At 60.2% G+C, this 20,755-nt stretch carries 15 protein-coding genes; 8 read left to right on the top strand and 7 right to left on the bottom strand.

The window, feature by feature from the left end; translation table 11 throughout:
* Positions 1 to 7 precede the first annotated feature (7 nt).
* The 7 genes from ACIQWS_RS23385 to ACIQWS_RS23355 all read right to left on the bottom strand — a co-directional run bounded on the left by ACIQWS_RS23385 (position 8) and on the right by ACIQWS_RS23355 (position 9,443).
* Positions 8 to 796, bottom strand: a complete 789-nt coding sequence (locus ACIQWS_RS23385; protein WP_403184760.1) for a hypothetical protein — start codon at positions 794 to 796, stop codon at positions 8 to 10.
* Positions 797 to 817: 21 nt separating this feature from the next.
* Positions 818 to 2,080: a glycosyltransferase family 4 protein gene (locus ACIQWS_RS23380; protein WP_403184863.1), complete on the bottom strand. Its 1,263-nt coding sequence runs from the start codon at positions 2,078 to 2,080 to the stop codon at positions 818 to 820.
* Positions 2,077 to 2,919: a class I SAM-dependent methyltransferase gene (locus ACIQWS_RS23375; protein WP_403184758.1), complete on the bottom strand. Its 843-nt coding sequence runs from the start codon at positions 2,917 to 2,919 to the stop codon at positions 2,077 to 2,079. Before ACIQWS_RS23375 ends, ACIQWS_RS23380 begins: the two co-directional genes overlap by 4 nt.
* Positions 2,916 to 5,177 carry a glycosyltransferase family 2 protein gene (locus tag ACIQWS_RS23370; RefSeq protein WP_403184861.1) on the bottom strand — a complete coding sequence of 754 codons (2,262 nt, stop codon included), beginning with the start codon at positions 5,175 to 5,177 and terminating at the stop codon, positions 2,916 to 2,918. Before ACIQWS_RS23370 ends, ACIQWS_RS23375 begins: the two co-directional genes overlap by 4 nt.
* Before the next feature lie 76 nt (positions 5,178 to 5,253).
* Entirely contained in the window at positions 5,254 to 5,967 is a 714-nt protein-coding gene (locus ACIQWS_RS23365; protein ID WP_223615915.1) for a calcium-binding protein, read from the bottom strand.
* Positions 5,968 to 6,258: 291 nt separating this feature from the next.
* On the bottom strand, positions 6,259 to 7,677 hold the full coding sequence (locus ACIQWS_RS23360; RefSeq protein ID WP_403184756.1) for an HlyD family type I secretion periplasmic adaptor subunit: 1,419 nt from the start codon (positions 7,675 to 7,677) through the stop codon (positions 6,259 to 6,261).
* Entirely contained in the window at positions 7,674 to 9,443 is a 1,770-nt protein-coding gene (locus ACIQWS_RS23355; RefSeq protein ID WP_223615917.1) for a type I secretion system permease/ATPase, read from the bottom strand. The genes ACIQWS_RS23360 and ACIQWS_RS23355 overlap by 4 nt, the downstream gene beginning before the upstream one ends.
* 200 nt (positions 9,444 to 9,643) lie before the next feature.
* Between ACIQWS_RS23355 and ACIQWS_RS23350 the strand changes: the two genes are divergently transcribed.
* From ACIQWS_RS23350 to ACIQWS_RS23315, 8 genes are all read left to right on the top strand, one after another.
* Positions 9,644 to 10,213: a MarR family transcriptional regulator gene (locus tag ACIQWS_RS23350; protein ID WP_223615929.1), complete on the top strand. Its 570-nt coding sequence runs from the start codon at positions 9,644 to 9,646 to the stop codon at positions 10,211 to 10,213.
* A 41-nt stretch (positions 10,214 to 10,254) separates the two neighbouring features.
* Entirely contained in the window at positions 10,255 to 11,475 is a 1,221-nt protein-coding gene (locus tag ACIQWS_RS23345) for a glycosyltransferase family 4 protein (protein WP_223615918.1), read from the top strand.
* 264 nt (positions 11,476 to 11,739) lie between these two features.
* Positions 11,740 to 13,245, top strand: a complete 1,506-nt coding sequence (locus tag ACIQWS_RS23340) for a DUF6212 domain-containing protein (RefSeq protein ID WP_346308360.1) — start codon at positions 11,740 to 11,742, stop codon at positions 13,243 to 13,245.
* Positions 13,235 to 15,922, top strand: coding sequence for a glycosyltransferase (locus ACIQWS_RS23335; RefSeq protein ID WP_403184753.1), 2,688 nt, complete (start codon positions 13,235 to 13,237; stop codon positions 15,920 to 15,922). Before ACIQWS_RS23340 ends, ACIQWS_RS23335 begins: the two co-directional genes overlap by 11 nt.
* 28 nt (positions 15,923 to 15,950) lie before the next feature.
* Entirely contained in the window at positions 15,951 to 17,126 is a 1,176-nt protein-coding gene (locus tag ACIQWS_RS23330; protein WP_105735376.1) for a polysaccharide pyruvyl transferase family protein, read from the top strand.
* 46 nt (positions 17,127 to 17,172) lie between these two features.
* On the top strand, positions 17,173 to 18,348 hold the full coding sequence (locus ACIQWS_RS23325) for a polysaccharide pyruvyl transferase family protein (RefSeq protein ID WP_223615922.1): 1,176 nt from the start codon (positions 17,173 to 17,175) through the stop codon (positions 18,346 to 18,348).
* 62 nt (positions 18,349 to 18,410) lie between these two features.
* Positions 18,411 to 19,508, top strand: coding sequence for a glycoside hydrolase (locus tag ACIQWS_RS23320; RefSeq protein WP_403184750.1), 1,098 nt, complete (start codon positions 18,411 to 18,413; stop codon positions 19,506 to 19,508).
* Positions 19,505 to 20,689, top strand: coding sequence for an SGNH/GDSL hydrolase family protein (locus ACIQWS_RS23315; RefSeq protein WP_403184748.1), 1,185 nt, complete (start codon positions 19,505 to 19,507; stop codon positions 20,687 to 20,689). The genes ACIQWS_RS23320 and ACIQWS_RS23315 overlap by 4 nt, the downstream gene beginning before the upstream one ends.
* Positions 20,690 to 20,755 lie beyond the last annotated feature (66 nt).

Below are 20,755 nucleotides of genomic sequence, written 5' to 3'. Positions count from 1 at the left end.
GCCACCCTCAACGGAGAACCGCGACGGCCATGAGCGCGCCCGCGGCAAACCCCACCAAAACAAACAACAGCAGAAACAGCGGTCTGGCATCGCCGCCGGCGCGCTTGTGCAAAAGCTCCAGGCGCTTCTCCAGCCCTGCCACGACACCGTCCATCCGCATCAGATGCACGTCGAGTTCCGTCATGCGCTGATTGAGGTCGCCGCGCAGCCCTTCGATCGCGCCGCTGACCTCGCCAAGATCGCCCGGCGTTGCCCCGCCTGTGCCGTCGATGGTGGTGGCGGGCCGTTGCAGCGAACGCTGGCTGACCTGCAGCTGCCGCTGCGCCGCCATCAGCATGTCGAGCTTGTCGAGAATGCGGGTCATCGGTGCGGCGATCAGCGCTTCGGCCGCCTGCTCATCCGGCTTCGGCACGCGCAGGGGCTGCTCGACGCCTGCGCCGTTGATGGCGATGACAACCAGTTCACCGGCGCGCGCCGATGCAAACTGCGGCAGCATCACGTCAAAGGCATGAATACCATCGCCGACGCCGTTGCGCTTCAGGTCAGGACGTTCCTTGTCGGCCACCGCCTCAGCAATCGGCTTGCCATCCAGCAGGACGCGAATGATCAACCGTGCGCCCGGCGCCTGCGGATCGAAAGCCCAGCCATACAGCCGGCCGGCATCGACGGCATCCACGCGGCCCTTCAAGGGCTCGCCGCGCACCGGCTCGGGCTTGGCGGGTCTTGCATTATCCTGTTCGGGGATGGCGGTCGGCTTCACAGATGCCTGCGTTGGTACTTTGGTCACTATGGACATGGGAGAGTCCTTTCTGATTGATCAGGCAGCCTCGACACGTTCGGGCCGCAGCGTCTCGATCAGATCAAGATACCGTCCGGCTGTTGTGTCGATGGTATCGGGGTGGCGTGCCCCAAGGGAAAGATGCGCGCGCAGATCGGCATCTTCGGCGATGCGCCGCATGGCAGCTGCCAGTGCCAGCGGATCGTTCGGGGGGACGGTCAGGCCATTGACGCCGTTCTCGATCATTTCGGCCATACCGCCAATATTGCTGGTGATGACGGGGCAATCCTGGCCCTGCGCCTCCTGAATCACCAGCGGCGCATTCTCCCACCAGATTGACGGCATGATCGCGCAGTCGACCGCCGCAATGAGATTGCCGATATCCTCGCGCCGATAGGCACCGCGCCTCTGTACAAAGGGCGCGGTTTCGGCAAAGAGCCTGTCGATATCGGCGACAAAGGTTTCACTCTGGAATGGCGCCGCACCGTGGACACGCAGCTCGAAATCAAAGCCTTCCGCGATGAGCTGCCTGGCCGCCTCCAGAAGGACGGTCGTGCCCTTCCACGGGTTGAGATTGCCGAAATAGCCGAAGACAGGCTTGCTGCGGCCCGGCGCTGTCGGCTTTGCCGCAAGCGCCCGCGCGGGTTGCCCGTTGGGGATCACATGGATCAGCTCCGCGGCAATCCCCCAGTCCACATAACGCTGCTTGAGAAATTCACTGGGGGAAGCGAAAGCATCGACCACGCTCAGAAGCGATTTGAGATGACGCTCGCGCAGGACGAACTTGTCGAGTGCGATGTCCTTGAAACAGCTGTGGCAGCGGTCCGGGCTGGCGCCGTAGCAGAGTTCCTTGCCGCTTGTGCGCACCATCAGGCCATCGTGATGGCAGATGGGGTAATAATCGTGCAGGGTCAGGACAATCCGGCATTCCGGCAATGTCTGGCGCACGATATGCGGGAATTCCGCGCCCAGCAGCAGCAGGTGATGCAGGTGGACGACATCCGGCCTGAAATCCCGCAGCAGTTCGACAATGTCGGGAACAATGCCGTAGAGGTCGACCTGACTCATGAAGAACCGGTCGAAATGGCCGGACCACAGCAGGATTTCATCGCCCTTGTCGCCGATGCTCTGAAAGCTCGTACCGGGTCTGGCTTCCCGGTGAATGTGATTGGTCGCACCGAGAAACAGCGCTTCACATCCCGCCCGCTGATAGGCCCGGAAAAGATCGTGCGCGAAGATTTCCGTGCCGCCGGGATGCAGGGACGGATGATTGTGGGCCGCAACGAGAACACGGGCCATTATCTGTCGCCCCCGGGACCGGCAATGAAGAGGTCCTGATAATGTTCGGCGGGAACACCGCGCCAGTGCCCGAGCGACTTGCTGAAGACCTGCAGTCCGGCCCGCGTCAGGGCGCGATCCAGAAACCCGTCGTCGAAGCCGACGGCGGCAAGCGGCGGCAGCTCCGGCACGAACCAGCACGGCCCCTCGTCATAGCGCTGGAAACCCAGGCGCCTGTCGCGCTTGCCCAGCGGATTGTCGGCAGCCGTCTTGTCGACGACGAACGCGGTCATGAACAGGCGCCCGCCGGGCGCAAGCACCCGCGCCACTTCCCGCAGGTAGACGCTGACTTCCTCATCGGGAAGATGGGTGACGACCGAGGTCATGATGACGAAATCGAACTGCTTGTCCTCGAAGGGCAAACGGAGCATGAGGCCGTCGATCGCTCCCTTCGGATTGTACAGGGAGTGGGCAATATCCATGTAGCGGAATTCGAAATTCGGATAGACCGGCGTGATCTTCTGCTGGCACCAGTTGATGCCGCCGGACACCGGATCGATGCCGCAATAGCTGCCCTTGGCCGGATCGATATATTGCGTGAGCGGCACCGCCATGCGGCCGATGCCGCTGCCGATATCGAGCACGCGGCTGTCCGGCCGCAGTCCGCCCTTGCGGATGAAATGGCCGAGAAACTCCGAGCCAACCGCCTGGAAATCGCCGTCGCCGACAAACACGCTGTCCGGATCGGGGCAGGGCAGGAACCGGTTGCGCATGACGGCTTCCATCAGCCAGTCGACATACTCATCGTTCACGGGGCTTATCTGCTCGGCCTGGGTTTTCTTGAGTGCAACAACGTCGGTCAAGCAGCGCTCCTTTCAGACTTTGCCGCGATGAAGGGCGCAACCGTGTCTTGCGCCGCTTCGTCCCGGTACGTCGTCATCAATTCTGTAATGTCATCGTTCCAGCGCTGGGTGTGCAGCCATGAATTGTACTGGCTTGCCAACCCCCGCATGTAATCGGCACTGCGGCGGATGGACCGCCGCTCGAAATGATAGAGGGACACATCAGGCGCGTAGGCGATGTGGAAGCCGATCTGGCGAATTTTCAGGCACAGATCGCTGTCCTCGTAGTCCCCGATGATGTAGTCCTCGGTGAAACCGCCGACGAGATCGTAAATGTCCTTGCGTGTCACCAGACAGGCCCCGGTCACGCCCGGCACGGTGCGGGAAACCCGCGCCGGCGCATAGGCGCCCGGCATGCCCTTGTAGAAATGATGGTTGAGCCAGATGCCTTTCTGGTCGCGGGCGAAGTAAAGCCCGGCATGCTGCAGCGAACCATCCTCGAACAATAGGCGCGGTCCGATGGCGCCCAGTTTCTTCTGGTCGAGCAGCGGCTGCGTCAGGGCCTGGAGCCAGCCATTGGCACAGGGCACCACATCGGAATTCAGCATGACCAGCATCGTCCCGTTGGCGAAACCCGCTCCGGCGTTGCAGGCACGGGCATAGCCGCTGTTGCGGTTCATCGTCACCAGCCGGAAGGGCAGGCCGTGCAGGATATGCAGCCCGCCCAGCATGTGCTCCGTATCATCCTGGATTTCGGGGGAGTCGAGCACGAAGATCAGCTCCGCATTGGCAACGAGCCACGGATCGGTGGCCATTGCTGAAAACTGGAAGCGCAGGAAATCCAGGTTGCGATAGAGCGGAATGACGATCGACACGGCAGGCGCTTCGGGCAGGACGCCGTACTCCTTGGTGTCAGCCACTTTCACCGTCTTGCCGAGCTTGTGTTCGACCTCCTGCAGGGCAGGGGCGAGAATATTCTCGAAGACCTGATCGCGCGCGTGCTGCGGCGGCACTGCCCGCAGAATGCGGTTGCGCTGGGCCGACGCTTCGAATGGCTGCAGCGGCGGCACCAGCGCGGCCGTTGCGCCGGAAGCCAGCCGCATCTGGAAACGCGGCTGCAGCAGGGGTCCAAGGTTCCTGCTCTGGGGAAGCCAGGCGACAAAACCCGTCACATCGGCGCCGAACCCGTCTTCCCGCTCCCCCGTCTTGCCGGGAAACTTGTAGAAATTGGGCTGCAGCGGCAAGGCGCCGCTGCTGCCGGAAAGATATTCGATGCCCGCCAGCATGGCCGCGGGATCGTGGCTCCAGCCGCCCACCAGCAGCCCGCCCTGAAGCGCGAGGGCAAGATCGATCTCGGCGGCGGGATGCGTTGCGGACTTTGCGATCTGGCGCACCGTCAAAGGCGCGCGCGTCTGCATGTCGATGGCCGTGGCGAGCCCAGGCCCGGTCGCCTGCGCCATTTCCCGGATGAGAAACTCGCGCAGGTCCATGTCCCCGTGACGCTTCGCCCACCATTTTTCAAAATCCGCGGGCTGGCCGTCTCCCTCGGAGAGCTTGCGGACGGCAACGCCGTTGCGGCCGGAAAAGACCAGATGCAAGGACTGCGGCAGCGGACGGACGGATTCAACCAGGAGGTGACACGGCTGCCCGCCGCGTTTCGACTGGGTTCCCATGACAAGCCGCGTCGGCAGGATCGTCACCGCGCTTGGACTGATTGCATAGATCGTGGTGATTTCGCCCAGGACCGGATCAATCGCCGTTTCCAGCAGATATTGACCGTCGACGGGTTGGCCGCACAGGCGCGCCGGGCGCGGCTCGGGTGCCAGCGCCAGCATGATTTCACGCGCTACGCTGGCAAAGATCTGGTTTTGCGAAAGCCGGAACGTGCTGCGCCATGTGCTCAAAATATTGTTGAGCAGCTTGATATGGCCGGCAGCGGACAGATTGGCGACGGCGCTGTTGACGTCAAAGGATACCAGTTCATCGGCGGGATACAGAATGGCCTGTTCCGTTGGCCCGAGCGATCCGGCAGACAGGGTCAGACTGACGGGCTCGTCCTTGGTGCGCATAACCCAAAGGATGCGCTGGCCGCCGGTTTCGAGCGGAATGTTGAGGCTGACGAGCGGAACCAGCTGTTCGGGTGCTTCAAGCGTGCATTTTGTCGAGGCCCGCACCGCGCCGGGAATATCCCAGATCACGACAGCGACATCGCCGCACAGGCGCGAGATGGAAATATTCTCCGTATCGCCTGCAATATCCGTCGAATGGTCGAGGTTCAACACGTTGCCCTTTCATCCACAGCGGAAAGAAAAACGTGCCCGGCCGGAAAGCTGGGCACGCCAATTTTTGCAAAAATCAATGTACGACGAAATACTGGTCGGGATGTGCCTGCACATCGTCATAGCTGGTGTTTACGAGGGTGACGCTGTCGCCATGGCCGAGATCGACCACGACATTATTGCCAACCTGCGTAACACGATCGGCCAGATCCTCGGGAGAATGGATATGGAGACCGTTGATATCCTTGGAAATCTGAAGGATGTCTTCACCTGGGGTAAAGTCCAGGATGACGTCGTTGCCGCCGCCGCCGCTGAAGTGGAAGATATCGTTGCCGGCACCACCTGAGAGGATGTCGTTGCCAGCACCGCCGTCGAGATAGTCATTACCGGCACCGCCCTGAAGAACGTCGTTGCCAGCACCGCCGAACAGAATGTCATTGCCATTTCCGCCCTGCAGGATGTCATTGCCAGCGTCGCCGAACAGAATATCGTTGCCGTCGCCGCCGCTCAGGATGTCATTGCCTGTGCCGCCGTGAAGGATGTCATCGCCTTCACCGCCATACAGGGTGTCATTGCCTTGATCGCCGAAAAGAATGTCATTGCCCGTGCCGCCGAACAGGGTGTCGTTACCGTGTCCACCGAAAAGGATGTCATTGCCCTCATCGCCGAAGATTATATCGTTTCCGTTTCCGCCAAAGACGAGATCATCACCACCATGGGCGTGAATGAAATCGTCAAAACGCGAGCCAAACAAAACGTCGTCGTAGGCGCCGCCTTCTAAAGTGGCCATCTGCTTCTCCTTCTGTCTGCTTTGAGTTTCGACCAGCTGGAAATGTTCCAGCCATCGATGCTTTGACGATTGTGCGCTGCACCAAATCGAAATGCAACCTAGACTAAGAGTATAAATGCGGCATTCGCGAGTAACAAATTATTACGAATGCGTATTACTCAACATTTTGAAAAAGAACTATAATTTATATTTACCTATACAATACTTCATCAATTGGCGTTGTTTGATTGTATTTTATTTCAAAATTTGAAATATTGCCAAAAACCCTTTGTTTAAGGGATTTTATTCTAATCAATCCTCTCTGAATGCTCGATTCAAGCTGTCGGAAATTGGCGAAATGATATAGTCGATCGCCTTGCGCGCCTTATGCACGATGATGACCTCGGCGGGCATTCCTGGATAAAGTTTGACTGACGGATTGGCCGCCAGCGACTTTGGCATGATTTCCGCGCGGGCGACGAAATAGGCCGTGTCCGTCTTTTCATCGATCACCTGATCGGCGGCGATATAGCTGATCTTGCCATCCAGCGGCGTCAGTGAACGCTGATTGTAGGCGGTCAGGCGAATCTGCGCCTGCGATCCCATCGAAACGCTGTCCACGTCACGCGGACTGATTTTCATTTCAACCACCAGAGGTTCGTTTTCTGGCACGATGTCCATCAGCGCTTCGCCGGCTGCCACGACGCCGCCTGGCGTGCGCAGGCGGATATTGGCAACCACGCCCGCCTGCGGCGATCTGATTTCCACCCGGCGCATGACGTCCTTGGCTGCGACGATCCGCTCTTCCGTATCCGCAAGATCGGTCTGGTTGGTGGTGATCTCGCCGGCAATTTCGGATTGCAGGTCGCTTTCAATGCCGATCAAGCCAAACTCTGCGCCGGCCTTCGCCTGCTCGGCCTTTGCCTTGTCCCCGGCATACTGGCCGCGATTGCCCGCCAGTTCGCTCAGCTTGGTATCGATCTCGGTCAGCTTGGACTTCTGGGCAAAGCCCTTGGCGACCAGCCCGGCAATGGCGTTGCGCTGTTCGGTGATCAGCTCGGTCTGCCTGTCCGTCGCAGCGACCTGCGCGGCGGATGATTTTGCCTGTTCGGTATATTGCTCGATGGTTTTCTTCTGCACGTCCGTGCGGCTCATTTTCTGGGCCGAGCGTTTCTGGAAGAAAATGCGTTCCGCCTTGACGGCATTCTCGGCAGCCACATTGTCAGGCCCGCCGAAATGCTCGGGAAAGGTGATCTCCGCCGCACCCGCCTGTTCCGCACGCAACCGTGCAAGTTTGGCGATCAGCCCGATCCGGCGGGACTGCAGCGACTGCAGTTCCGCCCGGGCTTTCGTATCGTCCAGCCGGATCAGCGGTTGCCCGACCTTGACCTCGTCGCCTTCCTGCACAAGCAGGCGGTCGAGGATGCCTCCCTCCAGATGGCTGATTGTCTTGCGCTTTGAATCGACGATGACCGTTCCCAGGGCAACGGCGGCGCTGCCAAGCTCGGCCGAATAGGCCCAGCCGAAGAACCCGCCGAACGCGATGACGATCGTCATGATTCCCGCAATGATGAGCCGGCGCAGCGGCGACTTCGCATCCTCATTCTCAAGATCGATGACCCATTCCGGGCGCACCATTCCAAATTTAGTCAATGCCTGCTTGCCGCCCGACTCGGCACGCGGCGCCAGCAATTGGGTGAACCGTTTCGGAACAATCGATTTGCCGGTCATGATCCTGTAGCTCCCATTTTGGGACCCGTGGGTGTGATGGAGGCCACGACGTCGGTGCGCGGGCCAAACTGGGTGATTCGACCGTTTTCCAGCACGAGCAGCTTGTCCGCCACCTGCATGATGGTCGGGCGATGCGCGATCATGACGACGATAGCGCCGTCATCGCGCGCCTGCTCGATGGCGCGCATCAGTGCCCTTTCGCCGACGGCGTCGAGATTGGCATTCGGCTCGTCCAGCACGATCAGGCGCGGGCGGTTGTAGAGGCAGCGTGCGAGGCCGATCCGCTGGCGCTGGCCACCGGACAGCGTCAGGCGCCCGTCGCCGACCGGCGTGTCGTAGCCCAGCGGCAGGCGGCCGACCATCTCATGCACATCGGCAAGGCGTGCCGCCTCCAGAACACGGTGCGGGTCGCTTTCACCCATCCGGGCGATGTTGTCCTTGATGGTGCCGTCGAGCAGCGCCACCGACTGGGGCAGATAGCCGGCGATTTCACCGAACGAGCTGCGCTCCCACAGATAGACGTTGTTGCCGTCGAGAAAGACGCCGCCCGAGGTTGGCTTGACGATACCGATCATCAGCCGGGCCAGCGTCGATTTACCTGCTGCGGACGGGCCGACAATGCCAAGCACCTCGCCCGGCGAAAGGGAAAACGAAATGCCCTTGATGATCGGCATTTCGACGCCCGGCGCCGCATAGACAAGCTTGTCGATGATCAGATCGCCATGGGGCCGCGGCGTCGGCATGGTCTGGCGGACGGCGAGGTTTTGCGCGAGCAGGGCCTGGATCCGCTGCCAGTTTCCGATGGCGTTCACCCATTGGCGCCACGTCTCCACCACATGGTCGAACGGCGCGAGAAGGCGGCCGACGATGATCGTCGTGGCAATCATCGCACCGGCCGTGATTTCCTGCTGCATGGCGAGCAGCGTACCGGCGCCCAGGGCGCCAATCTGGATCATGAAACGCAAGGTGCGGGCGATGGTCCCCATGGCGCGGCTGCGCGCGCCGCCTGCATCCATCAAATCCAGGGCGCTCATCTGCGCCGTACGCCAACGCCGGGCCAATGCGGGCAGCATGCCCATGGCCTCGATCACTTCCGCATGGCGCAACGTGCTGCCGATTTTCGAGACGGCTTCGATGTTCGCCTGATTCGCATCCTTCACCAGGCTTCGCGTCAAAATGTCCGTGATGACACCGCAGGCGACGAGCACGATGACCGAGACGACACCGATAATGCCGAAAACCGGGTGGAGAAGAAAAAGCACGGTCAGGAAGATGGGGGACCAGGCCGCGTCAAGCGGCGCACTGACCGCTGACGAGGTGAGGAATGTCCGCAGCTCCGTCAGATCACGCAGCGCCTGCGTGGCTTTGGGCAGCCCCTGATCGACCGACGCCTGAACGGCAGCGGTCAGAATCGGCAGATTGAGCCGGCGCACAAGCGCGCTGCCCATGGCCTGGAACGACATGGCGCGGATGAATTCGAGAATGCCGAAAACGATCAGGGCGCCCGCCGCCAGAATGCTCAGCATGACCAGCGTGTCCGTGCTCCGGCTGTTCAAAACCCTGTCATGCACCTGCAGCATATACAGCGGTACGGTCAGCTGCAGAAGGTTGATACACGCACTCAGCAGAACAGCATAAAGGAGGCCCGACAAGAACACCCGGCGTGCGCGCAGAATGAGGGTCCGAGGTGCCGGAACCGTATGCGTCGTCGCATTTTTTCCAACATTGCTCTTGCCATTTGCATTGTTTTGACGAGTATCACTCATGTGTAATCTGCCTTGGAAATGACACAGCTGCCCGGTAGCCCGATTGAACTTGGTCTATAGCATTAGACTAGTAAAGTAATACCGTGCAGAATGTGACAGAAAAAAGTTCATATGGTGGGGAAAAAAGCAAAGGAGACCTTGGAATATACTTGTAACTTACTTCAAATTTTGAAGTAAAATTGATGATGGAGACAAAGATGATACAAAAACTTCTACACGAAGGAGTGGAAGTCGAAACATCTATTGACGGTTATGATGCCGCCGATTTTCCTGAAATTACAGCGGAAAAACAGGGACATAGACATCCAGTTCACACCGTTGTGGTGACACACTTCGAGCTGGCCAGAATGATTGAGAGAGTAAATCGTCGGTTCGCCAGTCTGCTGAGGACTGAACTGACGAAGTTGGGGATCGAAGACGTTGGCCCAGCCCAGGCGATGGTTCTCCTGGCGATTGGCGACGTCGAACTTTCTGTTGGGGAGCTCTTGGACCGGGGTCACTATATCGGCTCCAATATCTCCTACTATCTGAAGCAGCTCGCCGATGGGGGATACATCGACAGGGTTGCCTCCCAGCGCGACAAGCGGTCCGCAAGGATCCGCTTGACCGACAAGGGCGAACAGCTTTGCGCCAATCTGCGCAATGCAGGCGGAGCTTACAACCGCGTACTCGCCCGGGATGATGACGATCTTCGCAATCTGGAAATCGCATTCCAGACATTGCACAGGCTCGAACTGGTTTGGGGCAATGCCGCGCGTTACGGCATCTGAGCCCCTGTCAATTCGTGTTCTGATGTCTGGAAAGGACTGACATGCATGTGGCTTTCGTGCACAGGCGCGGCCTGGGTCAATTTGCTGCCCTGGCCGAACATCTTGCGGCAAGCGGGCATGATGTCAGCCTTATCTGTGAAACAGTGGACCGGCGCCTCCCATCGGTCCGCGTGATCAGACACAGAATGGAACCTGGCCCTCGGGCGGACAGCCAGATGGCCAGGTATCTCGGCATTCCCGATCACCACGTGCGGATCGGGCACCGCGTTGCCGAAACACTCGATTCCATGACGCGCCAGGGCGAACGCCCCGACATTGTCATCGGTCATATCGGCTGGGGCAGCATGATGTTCGTCAAGGATGTCCTGCCGCAAGTTCCGGCCCTCGGCTATTGCGAATTCTTCTATCGGGCCGAAGGCGCCGATGTCGGTTTTGCGCCGGATGACAATCCGGATGCCGAAACCCGCAAAAGATTAAGGCTGCGCAACATTGCGCAGCTGATTTCCCTTGAGGCAATGAATGGCGGCATCAGCCCGACGTTCTGGCAGAAGAGCCTGTATCCGGCCGCCGCGCAGAAACGCATTGCCGTCTGCCACGAAGGCGTCGACACCCGGATTTTTCGCCCCGACGCGCACGCAGCGCTGAAACTGCCCGATGGCCGCATTCTCAGAGCGGGCGATCCGCCTGTAATCACCTTTGTTGCCCGCGACCTCGAGCCCTATCGCGGCTTCCCCCAGGCACTCGAAGCGGCGGCAAAGGTCATCCGGAAAAATGCCGACGCCCTGTTCGTCTTTGTCGGCGGCGACGGGGTGAGCTATGGCACACCGCCGCCCGGTGGGGGCTCGTGGAAAGATGCACTGCTTTCCAAGTATGATTTGCCGCCCGACAGGATTTTGTTTCCGGGTGCGATTTCGCATGATCTCCTGCGCCAGCTCTATCAGATCTCAACGGCGCATATCTATCTGACCTATCCCTTCGTTCTGTCCTGGTCCGTCATCGAGGCCATGGCATGCGGCGCGCTGGTGATCGGTTCGGACACCAGGCCCGTTCAGGAAATCATCCGGTCCGGCCAGAATGGCTTGCTCGTTCCCTTCTATGATACGGACGCGCTCGCCGACACCATTTTGCGCGTGCTTGCCGGGCCGAACGATTTCATGCCGCTGCGTGCGGCAGCACGCCGCACGATCGAGCACCGTTTCCGGCTGACCGATTGTCTTGTGCGGCAAAAATCTCTGATCGACGCGGTCTTGCGAGCTGCCTGAACGGCGCTGTTTTCACCCCCCAATACCACCCACGCTGTGAGCGCGCACCCGCAGAACCTGCAGGAAATGCTGGGGTTTTGCCACGTAATTGAAAGTATAAATAAAATATTTCGATTTTTGAAATAATTAAAACTTATATCTGTATTACATTTTACTATAGACCTCGAAGATATTCTGTTGACATTACTCGGTTGATATTTTCTCTTAACGGGAGACGCAGTTCGCATCTGCACAATCGACCAACTACACTGCCAAAGATACGGGATGTCTATTTTGAACACATCACTGCCCGCAGCCGTTCATCGACAACCTCGCCGAAGCCGCTACGCCATCGCTTCCAGCCATGATCAGGCGCTGCTCGAAGCTTCGCCCCTGGCCGATTTCATCGTTTTCGTGGAACCGGACGCGGATCAGCTCCGGCTGCTGAATGCCTTTCCGCTGATCGGCGTGGCCGTTTCGGATACCGGCGCGGCGGAGCTGCAGAACGCATTGAAGCGCATCTACCGGTTCAGGACCGTCCCCGAAGTACCGGTTGTCCGGCTGGACGCATCGACGGTTGCCACACAGGCGGCACTTGTCGCGCAGGTGCTTGAATGCGGGCTGGATCGCCTCACCAGCCACGTGACCAAGGTACACGGCGAGCTTGTCATGCTGCGGCGTGAACGGGAGACGCTCTTCGAGAATTACCGCGCCATCGAAAATGCCTTCCACGCCAGGAACTGGGATTCCGTCACCGAGATTTTCGGCCACACGCCATGCATCGACCCGAAGGATGAAGGCTTTGCCAACCTTCTGCGGGAATCGGAAATCGAACAGCTTTTCCCGGTATCGAGCTATGCGGTATCCGGCTTCGCCCTGCATTTTCGCGGCCTGCCCACGGGTCGGTCGGGACAGCTGATTGTCACGCTTGACTACGTTGAGAATGGCGAAGGCATCGCGGAATGGCTGGTGCCCTATGCCAGCGTGGCTGCGGACTGGAATTTCTTCTCCCTGCCCAAGGCCTGCGACGGCGGCCATCGCACGCTGCGGCTGCGGGTCTCCGCAACCGGAGGCGTGCCGCCGGAGCTTTCCCTCGGCAACGCAATCACCAACGAACGCTATGCGGCCAGGGCACGCATACCGCATGCCGACCTTGACATGCGCCCATTGGCTTTCCGCGTCTTTACCGGCCTGCCGGGGGTGCGCCCGACCTCCCTCAGCAACGTCTTCGTGCCGACATCGCTGATCGCCGGACGGCGCGTCGAAGATTACCGGCTGCCGGTGGAAATGCTGCGCAGCGTCGCCAATGTTTCCGTCAATACCGTCGAGCCCGATTTCCCCACGGTGCGCTTTCTGGAACACGAAGACGCTATTGTCTGCCATCCTCTCAACGAGGGCATAACGGCCGGTGCGATCCGCCGCGTCATATCGCCGGGGACGGTTCGCATCTCGGCGCGCGCGATCATCGATCATCCCGAGGGTCAGCCCGGCGCGGTCGGCTTCCTGCTGACAAACCTGTCGGCGGATATCAAGGGCGAGATCGGTGCATTGGGCCGCGCCACGGAAAAGCGGCCGACAGCACTGTTCAGCGGCTGGACCGACATCACTGCGGCACAGCCCGTGGACATCAATTTCATGCTGGACGCGGCGACCACCCGCGCCATGGATCTTGTCATTCTCAGCAAGGCGACCACCGGTTCGGTCGATTTCTCCTGGCTCAAGGTGTTCAACTTCAGGCTTGTCAAGCATATCGAGGCGCGCCCGGCCCAGGAGATGGCCAATGCCCGATAAATCGCAGGACCTGATCGCCATCGCCATGCCGCTTTACGGTCACGCGGCCCTCGTTCCCGAAGCGCTTGAATCGGCACTGGCATCGATAACGAAATTCCGCGTCGCCATCGTTGTCTCGGTTGACGGCGACCCGCGCCATGAGGTGTTCGATCAGTTGGCGCTTTATGCGGCCGCCCATCCGTCCATACATGTGATCTTCGGCGCGAATGCCGGGCCGGGCGGCGCGCGCAATCGGGCGATTGAATATATTCTGGAAGAATTACCCGAAGCAAAGGCAGTATATTTTCTGGATGCTGACAATCGCGTCCAACCCTATACTGTTGATACACTTTACCGCCGCCTTTCCGCCGGCAAGGCAGGGTGGATTTACACGAATATCGATACATTCTCGGTGAACTGGCGCGCGCATTACGGCGACAGCTATTCGCGGCTGATCCACTGCATCACGGACAATATCTGCGACACGGGATCGATGATTTCGATCGACGTCTTCAACAGCGGCGTGCGCTTCGATGACGACCGTCAGAATGGCTTCGAGGACTGGGAATTCTGGTTGTCGGCGATCGAGGCCGGCTTTGCCGGGCAGCCGTGCCATGACACCGGCTTCGAATACCGTCTGCGTGCGGAAAGCCGCTTCAAGGAAGCCAACCGCGACCGGTCGTCATCGATCAACTTCCTGCGCAAACGGCACAAGGCCCTGTTCCGCCGGCCGACCCTGGTCGGTTTCGAACACGAGGAATGTCCCCGCTACGCGCTGATCCGGACAGGCGAGGGGACGCTCAGCACCTTCACCGACCCCACCCGCACACCGGGTGAGATCGGCTTTGACGACGCGATCCGCGCCTATTGGGGCAGCGTCGGCGAACCAGACAATTTCCATTTCCCGCCCTTTGTCGCCGCATGCAGCAACGAAACCTTGAAGCTGTTGAACCGCTCGCGGCTGTTTCCGAACATCCTCTGCCATCTCGAGCGTCTGGCGGAAAAATCCAATATCGTCTTCGTCGAGTTCGGCAATGTGGATTCGGAACGGCGCATCGAATCCGAGATCATGCCGTCCGGCACGCATCAGGGCCCGGCCGATCTGATCTTCGTTTCGACCAAGCTTATCCAGAACGTCATCGACAATGATGCGCTTGACTGGTTTTCGTCCATCGGCAGCCAGCAGCTGTGGCCGACATCATCGCGCCTGAAAATCCGCTTTCCGTTCCCCAAGGCACGGCAGCGCCGCTCGCTGGCACGGCCGGAACAGGCATTGCTCAACCTTGTAACGGCCATTGCAACCAGCCCGCTCAAGCAGACGGCATCCACACGCTGGACGTGGCGCCCGCGCCGCCTGCCGGCCCTGTCGGATATGTATCAGGTCCTGAGGAAGGAACTCGGCGGATCGCCAGTCCTGCCGCTCGCCCATAATACCGCAGGAAAAAAGACGGCGGCGGTGCTGGTTCCCAATGCCTCGTTCGGCGGCGCCGAGAAGGTCGCCTATGCAGCTGGTCGCGAATTGAAACAGGAGGGTTTTGAAACCCATCTGTTCGTGCTCGGTTCAAGCCGCATGGACGTGCTCGACGAGTTCGACCAGGCCTTCGACTACATCCATTTCTGGAAGGACGGCATACCGGCCTGGGGTGATACCAACCGTTTCCTCGGGCAGGATTTCATCACCGAAGATCATCCGCTCGACTGGGAAGCGTTGCGCGGACAGCTGTCCGGCTTCGACCTGATCGTCAACAACCATGTGATGGCCGCCCATCCGCTGATGGGCAAACTCCGCTCGGAAGGCACGCGCACGGCCTGCTATCTCCATGTGGTGGATGAAACCGTCTTCCGCCGCCGCGCCGGGCAGCCCTATGCCGCCATTGCATTCGAACATGCCTATGACGCGTTTCTCACCTGTTCCGAGCAGCTGAAAACCTATCTGCACAGCTTTGGCGTGCCGTTCGAGAAAATCTTTGCCGTCCCGAACGCCGCCAGCTTTTCCATCGATGCCAAGCTGCGCGCGCAGGTTACCGGTGCTCGCAAGACGCCGCAGCCGGCCGAACCGCTGCGCATTCTCTACATGGGTCGGCTGGACCGCCAGAAGGGCATTGACCGCTTGCACGATGCCATCATCAAACTGCGCGAGCGCGGCATCGCCTTCGAAGCCCAGGCCATTGGCGGCGAGATTCTCTCCGACGATCCGAGTTCTTCATGGATGGCGCGCCTCAAGGACGCTGGTGTCCGCGTTTCACCGCCGGTTTTCAGCGGCAAGGATATCGCGGCCCAACTCGCCTGGGCCGACGTGCTGCTGATGCCGTCGCGCTGGGAAGGCGCGCCGCTGATGATTGCCGAAGCGCAGCAACTTGGTTGCGTTCCGGTGGCGACTGCCGTCGGTGCGGTCGATGAGCTGATCATCCATGGTCAGGACGGCATCCTGATCAAGAATGGCAATGATGCGCAGATCGTATCGGATATCGCCCGGCTGCTGACCATTCTCGCCCAGGACCGCACGGCGCTGGCCCGCACGGCGGAAGGCGCGCTTGCCACGGCTGCCGAGCGTTCCTGGACCTCATCCTTTGCCAGCTTCATTCACTGGAGCAACACCATCGAACCGGCTCTTCCGCTCGAACGGAATGCGGATGCGCCGGAAATCATCCCAGAATTCGATGCCACCGCCGTGCTTTCCGGCCGTGCTGTCGCGTGACGATCACCAGAAAGGTTTTGTGAACCCCATGAGCCCCAGAATTCTCCTTACAGGCATCCCAGGCCACGTGACACGCCTTATCCAGCGCGCTGAAGACGCCCGGGTCTTTTACTCGGAGAAACAGCCGCAGCCGGAAAGCAAGGATGCTTACCTGCGCGAACTCAAGAACATCAGCAACACAGGCAATTACCTGATCGGGGAGGGCGCCTTGCGCGCACTGTCCCCGGATGCCACCCATATTCCGTTCTGGCATCTGTACAATGCCGTCAACAATGGCACCGGTCTCGATTCCATCAACAAGCAGTTTGATATCTGCGTGTTCACCTGCGCCAACCTCCTGCGCAAAAGCCTGTCGGCCGATGCGGAAGCGCAGGTCCTGTCCAAGCTCGACATGCCTGTGGTCATGCTGGGCATCGGCATCCAGAACCGCCCGGACCTTGAAGAATCATTGCCCGAAGGCACCCAGCGCCTGCTGCAGGTGCTGAAGGAAAAGGAACATTATTTCCTCACCCGCGGCGATGAAACCGCCTCCTATCTCAAGGACCAGGGGTTCTCGTTCGTGCGGCCCGTCGGCTGCCCGTCGATGTATTTCATGCCCGCCAATGTGCGCAAGGCCATTCGCCGTCTGCCTGATGTCAAGGTAGGCGAGGGGCGGACCGTGTTCACCGGCTATATGGGTGCCGCGCTGGATACGATCGGCGACATGAATGCACTGTCGTCCGATGACGGCCGGTCGGCCTATGTCATCCAGGACGAGCCCCTGCATTTCGACATGCAGGTCGAGCCCAACGAGGATGGCCGCGTTTACGATTCAACCTCGGGCGAGATGATCGGCGACCTGACGTTCAAGGGCTCCGGCGAACTGAAGAAGAAGATCAAGGTTCACACATTTTTCGACACCAACCAGTGGCGCGCCTGGACATCCTCGATGGACTTCTCCTTCGGCCGGCGCTTTCACGGCAACATCATTGCGCTCCAGTCCGGCGTGCCAAGCCTGATCGTGGCCGTCGATGACCGCATGCGCGAAATGCTGAACTTTTCCGGATTGCCGAAAGTCGAGGCCAACGACCTCAATTCTGCAAACGACCGCTCGGCTTTCATCTCCGACCATCTGGCGCAGATGAACATCCCGCAGGTCATCGAAAAATACTCTGACCGTGAACGCAGCTTCCGCTCGGTCCTGACCGAGATCGGCATCGGATAACTCCCATATCCGGTGCTCCGGAAGCTCCAACCCAAGATGGACGAACATGCGAATAATGATCACAGGCATCCCATCATATCTGATGCGGACAGTCGACAGCGTTTCCGGGGCAACGGTCAAGCACCGTCCCTATTTCGAGAACATCCGGACGAAGAAGGATGTCATCGACCAGGTCAAGCGGATTGCCAATACCGGCAATTATCTCATCGGTGAAGGCGCGGCCAACAGCGTACGCGGCCACGACGTCACCTATATTCCGTTCTGGCATCTGGCCAACAGCATCCATTCGCCCGAGACCTATGCGCGGCTGAACGAGAGCTTTGATCTGTGCCTGTTCGCATCGGCCAACCTGCTTCGGCCCGGCTATGCAGCGGCGACGGAATCCCATGTGTTCGAGCGTCTCAACATGCCGATCGTCGTCATGGGTATCGGCATTCAGAAGAAGGAAAACCTGAAAGCCGAACTGCCGGAAGGCACGCAGCGCTTTCTCAACGTCTTGAAGAAGAAGGAAACGTTCTTCCTCACCCGTGGGCACTTCACGGCGGAATTCCTGAAGGCCGAGGGCATGAAATATGTGCGCCCGACCGGTTGCCCCTCCCTCTATTACGATCCGGCCCAGATGAAGCGCTCGCTCAGCCGCCTGGCCGATCCGGGCCTGGCGGAATCGCAGAAGATCGCCTTTGGCGGTTATCTCGGTAGCGTTCCCGACACCATCGTCGATGCCCATGCGCTCCTGCACAAGGACAGCACGGCAAGCTATGTCATCCAGGACGAAGTCATCGTCTACAACATGAACATGGTGGGCGACGAGGGCACCGAAGCCTATGATCCGGCGGCCAGCCGCATCACCGCGCCGACCGAGTACAAGCATGCGGAGAAATGGCAGCGCAAGCGCGACTATCTCGTATTCTTCGACACGCATAAGTGGCGCAGCTGGGTTTCCGGCCAGGATTTCTGCTTTGGCCGCCGGTTCCATGGTTCGATCATCGGCATGCAGTCGGGCATTCCGGCGCTGATGATCGCCGTCGACGACCGGATGCGCGAAATGCTCGACTTTGTCGGCTTTCCCCATATCGAGGCATCGGTCTGGAACCGCGAGCCGCAAAAGAAGGCCTTCCTGCAGGACTTCCTGTCGAAGATCGACGTTCCCGCCGCCATCCACCGCTATTCCGCCTGCGAAGCCAATTTCAACGCCGCGTTGAAAGATATTGGAATCCGGTGATCGGTACTTGTCCCGGCGTCCACCTTATGAGGAGGCATGAAACCATGGGCTGGAAAGTGCACATGCGTAAGTTGGCCGCCGGTGCCGCCGGTATCGTGGCAGCGATTGTTATCGGCGTTCAGCCGGTAACACCGGCGCATGCGGCGGGCGATACCCGCTTTGGCGTCAACCGGGTCAATCTGGCCTGGCTTTCGCCCGCCGAACGGGAGAAGCTTCTTGATCTCATGGTCAAGAACGGCGTCGTGGCGGTGCGCCTGTCCCTGACAAAACCGATCGACCAGAGCATTGACGCGGTCCGCGTTGCCCACGCCAAGGGCCTCGCCATCCTCCTGGAAATATCGCTCAACAATCCGGCGTTCTATCCCGAGGGCACGCAACCCCGTTCCGGCCTTGGCCGGATATGGGACATGTACCGGCTTTCCGATATTGCGCCGGATCAGTTCCGTTCCGTCGTCGGCGATGCCCTGCGCAAGATCGATGCGCTCAAGATTCCGCTTGTTGCCGTGGAGGCCGGAAACGAGATCAACTGGGGCGCCTATAATGGCGATCTGGAAGTGAAGGCAAAGGCCAAAAGCCGCACCGCCCGCTCGCTGGCGGATCTCGACAATTTGCCGGCCGTCGAGCAGGGCGCAGCCCGGTATGTCCAGCTTGCCGCCGTGGTCCGCAGGGAATTGCAATCAACGCAATATAGCCGCAACGCCAAGGTCATTTCGGCGGGGCTGTCCGATATCCCGGTCGCCGACGCCGACCGGCGCGGCATCGACAGCATCGATCCCGCCAGTTTTACCAATCTCATGCGCAAGCATGGGCTCGACAAGGTCGTGGACGGCTACGGCATCCACATCTACCCCGGCAGCAACGGCACGGCAGCAGCCCGCGCAGCGCATGTCAGCCAGGCGCTGTCCATCTGCCGCTCGGAGCCCGACGGCAAACCGTGCTGGATCACCGAATGGGGCTTTTCCAACACGGCGACCACATGTCCGGCCAATGACGGCTCACGGGAACAGCTGGTCGAGGCGGCACGCAGCCGCTTCGCCGAACTGATGGGAACGGGCCGGGTGGCCGCCGCCTACTATTTCGATTGGGATGCAAAGGGATATGGGGTCTGGCGCTGCGGGGGACTTTCTCCCGCGGGCCGGGCAGCAGTGGTGACACCATGAAACTGAAAACCGTCATCATCGGTGGCTCCAATACCGTCATGCTGCCCGGCTACCTGCCGTCGCTTCTGGCGACCATGGCCCGGCGCGGCATCGACCTCGACATTGCCGCCGACCTGGCCGTGGGCGGGACGACCAGCGCCTTCGGCCTCTACCAGCTCAAGACCTACGACAAGCTTGCCGATTGCGATCTGCTGCTGATCGAGTACGCACTCAATGATGCCTTTGTCTATGGTGACGAGCGGCGGCCTTTCCGCCACTGGGCGCGGTTTTACGAGGGGATCATCCGCTATGCCCTCGAGCAGAACCCCAACCTGCGCATTGCCACCCTTGTCTTCGGCGCCCGCAACGGCTCCTTCCTCAGCGCCGTGCCATCCATCGATGCCGGGATCAACTACATCTCGCAGTGGTACGGCACCATCTGCGTCGACGTTTCGCGCCACCTGATGCAGCGGCTGGGCCGTGATGTCGTCGGCCATCCCAGTTTCTACTCCGACCAAGGGCATTATGCGCGGCCAGTCGCGACGACCGTTGTCGCCAACCTCATTGCCGATGAACTGGAACCGGCATTGCTGCGCCCGCACAAGGCGGCTGCCCTGCAGCCGCCCATCGACCCCGACCATTTTGCCGGCGCGCGCGCGCTCGATGGCGTGCAGCTGGGCAAAAGGCTGGGACGATTGCCGGTCGAATACAGCAACCGGCGATTTTCCGTCTCGGCCCTTGATCTTGGCCGCGACCGTCTGAAATTCGAAGTGGACAAGGGGCAGCTCCTGGCCATGGCCTATGTCTGCGAGCCCAACATTCCGCCGCTCGATGTGCACATGGGCGAGGAGACGCACCGCGCCGCCCTGCTCAAGGGCGGTGTGCGCGACGGCACCTACAAGTTCCTGGTGTCGATGCTGAGCTTCGAGTTCCTGTACGGCGTCACGCTGCTGCAGACCCAGCCATCCCTCGCGCTCACGCTCGGGGGCGGCGGTGAAGGCGGCGAACACAAGCTGCACGTGCCGAAGGACAGCATCAGGCATGAAACATTCCCGGCCGAACCGGCACTGCCGATCAGCGGCATTCTTTTCACCGGCAACCTGAAGGTCTGCGCCATCGAGAAGGCCGGAAGCGCGGCCAATGGCTCTGCCGCTGCCGCACAACCGGCGGCTAAAGTGGAAGCGCCAGCGCCAAGCGCCTGAGTTCCCGCTACTGCCATCTTTGTCAAACGGCACGGACGTGATACCCGTTCAGGCGGACAAGTGAGC

Origin of the sequence: Phyllobacterium sp. NPDC097923 (assembly GCF_044760925.1) — a bacterium.
In the GTDB taxonomy this organism is placed as follows: domain Bacteria; phylum Pseudomonadota; class Alphaproteobacteria; order Rhizobiales; family Rhizobiaceae; genus Phyllobacterium; species Phyllobacterium calauticae.
The sequence above is the reverse complement of the archived record's forward strand: the minus strand, read 5'-3'. Positions and strand labels throughout refer to the sequence as shown.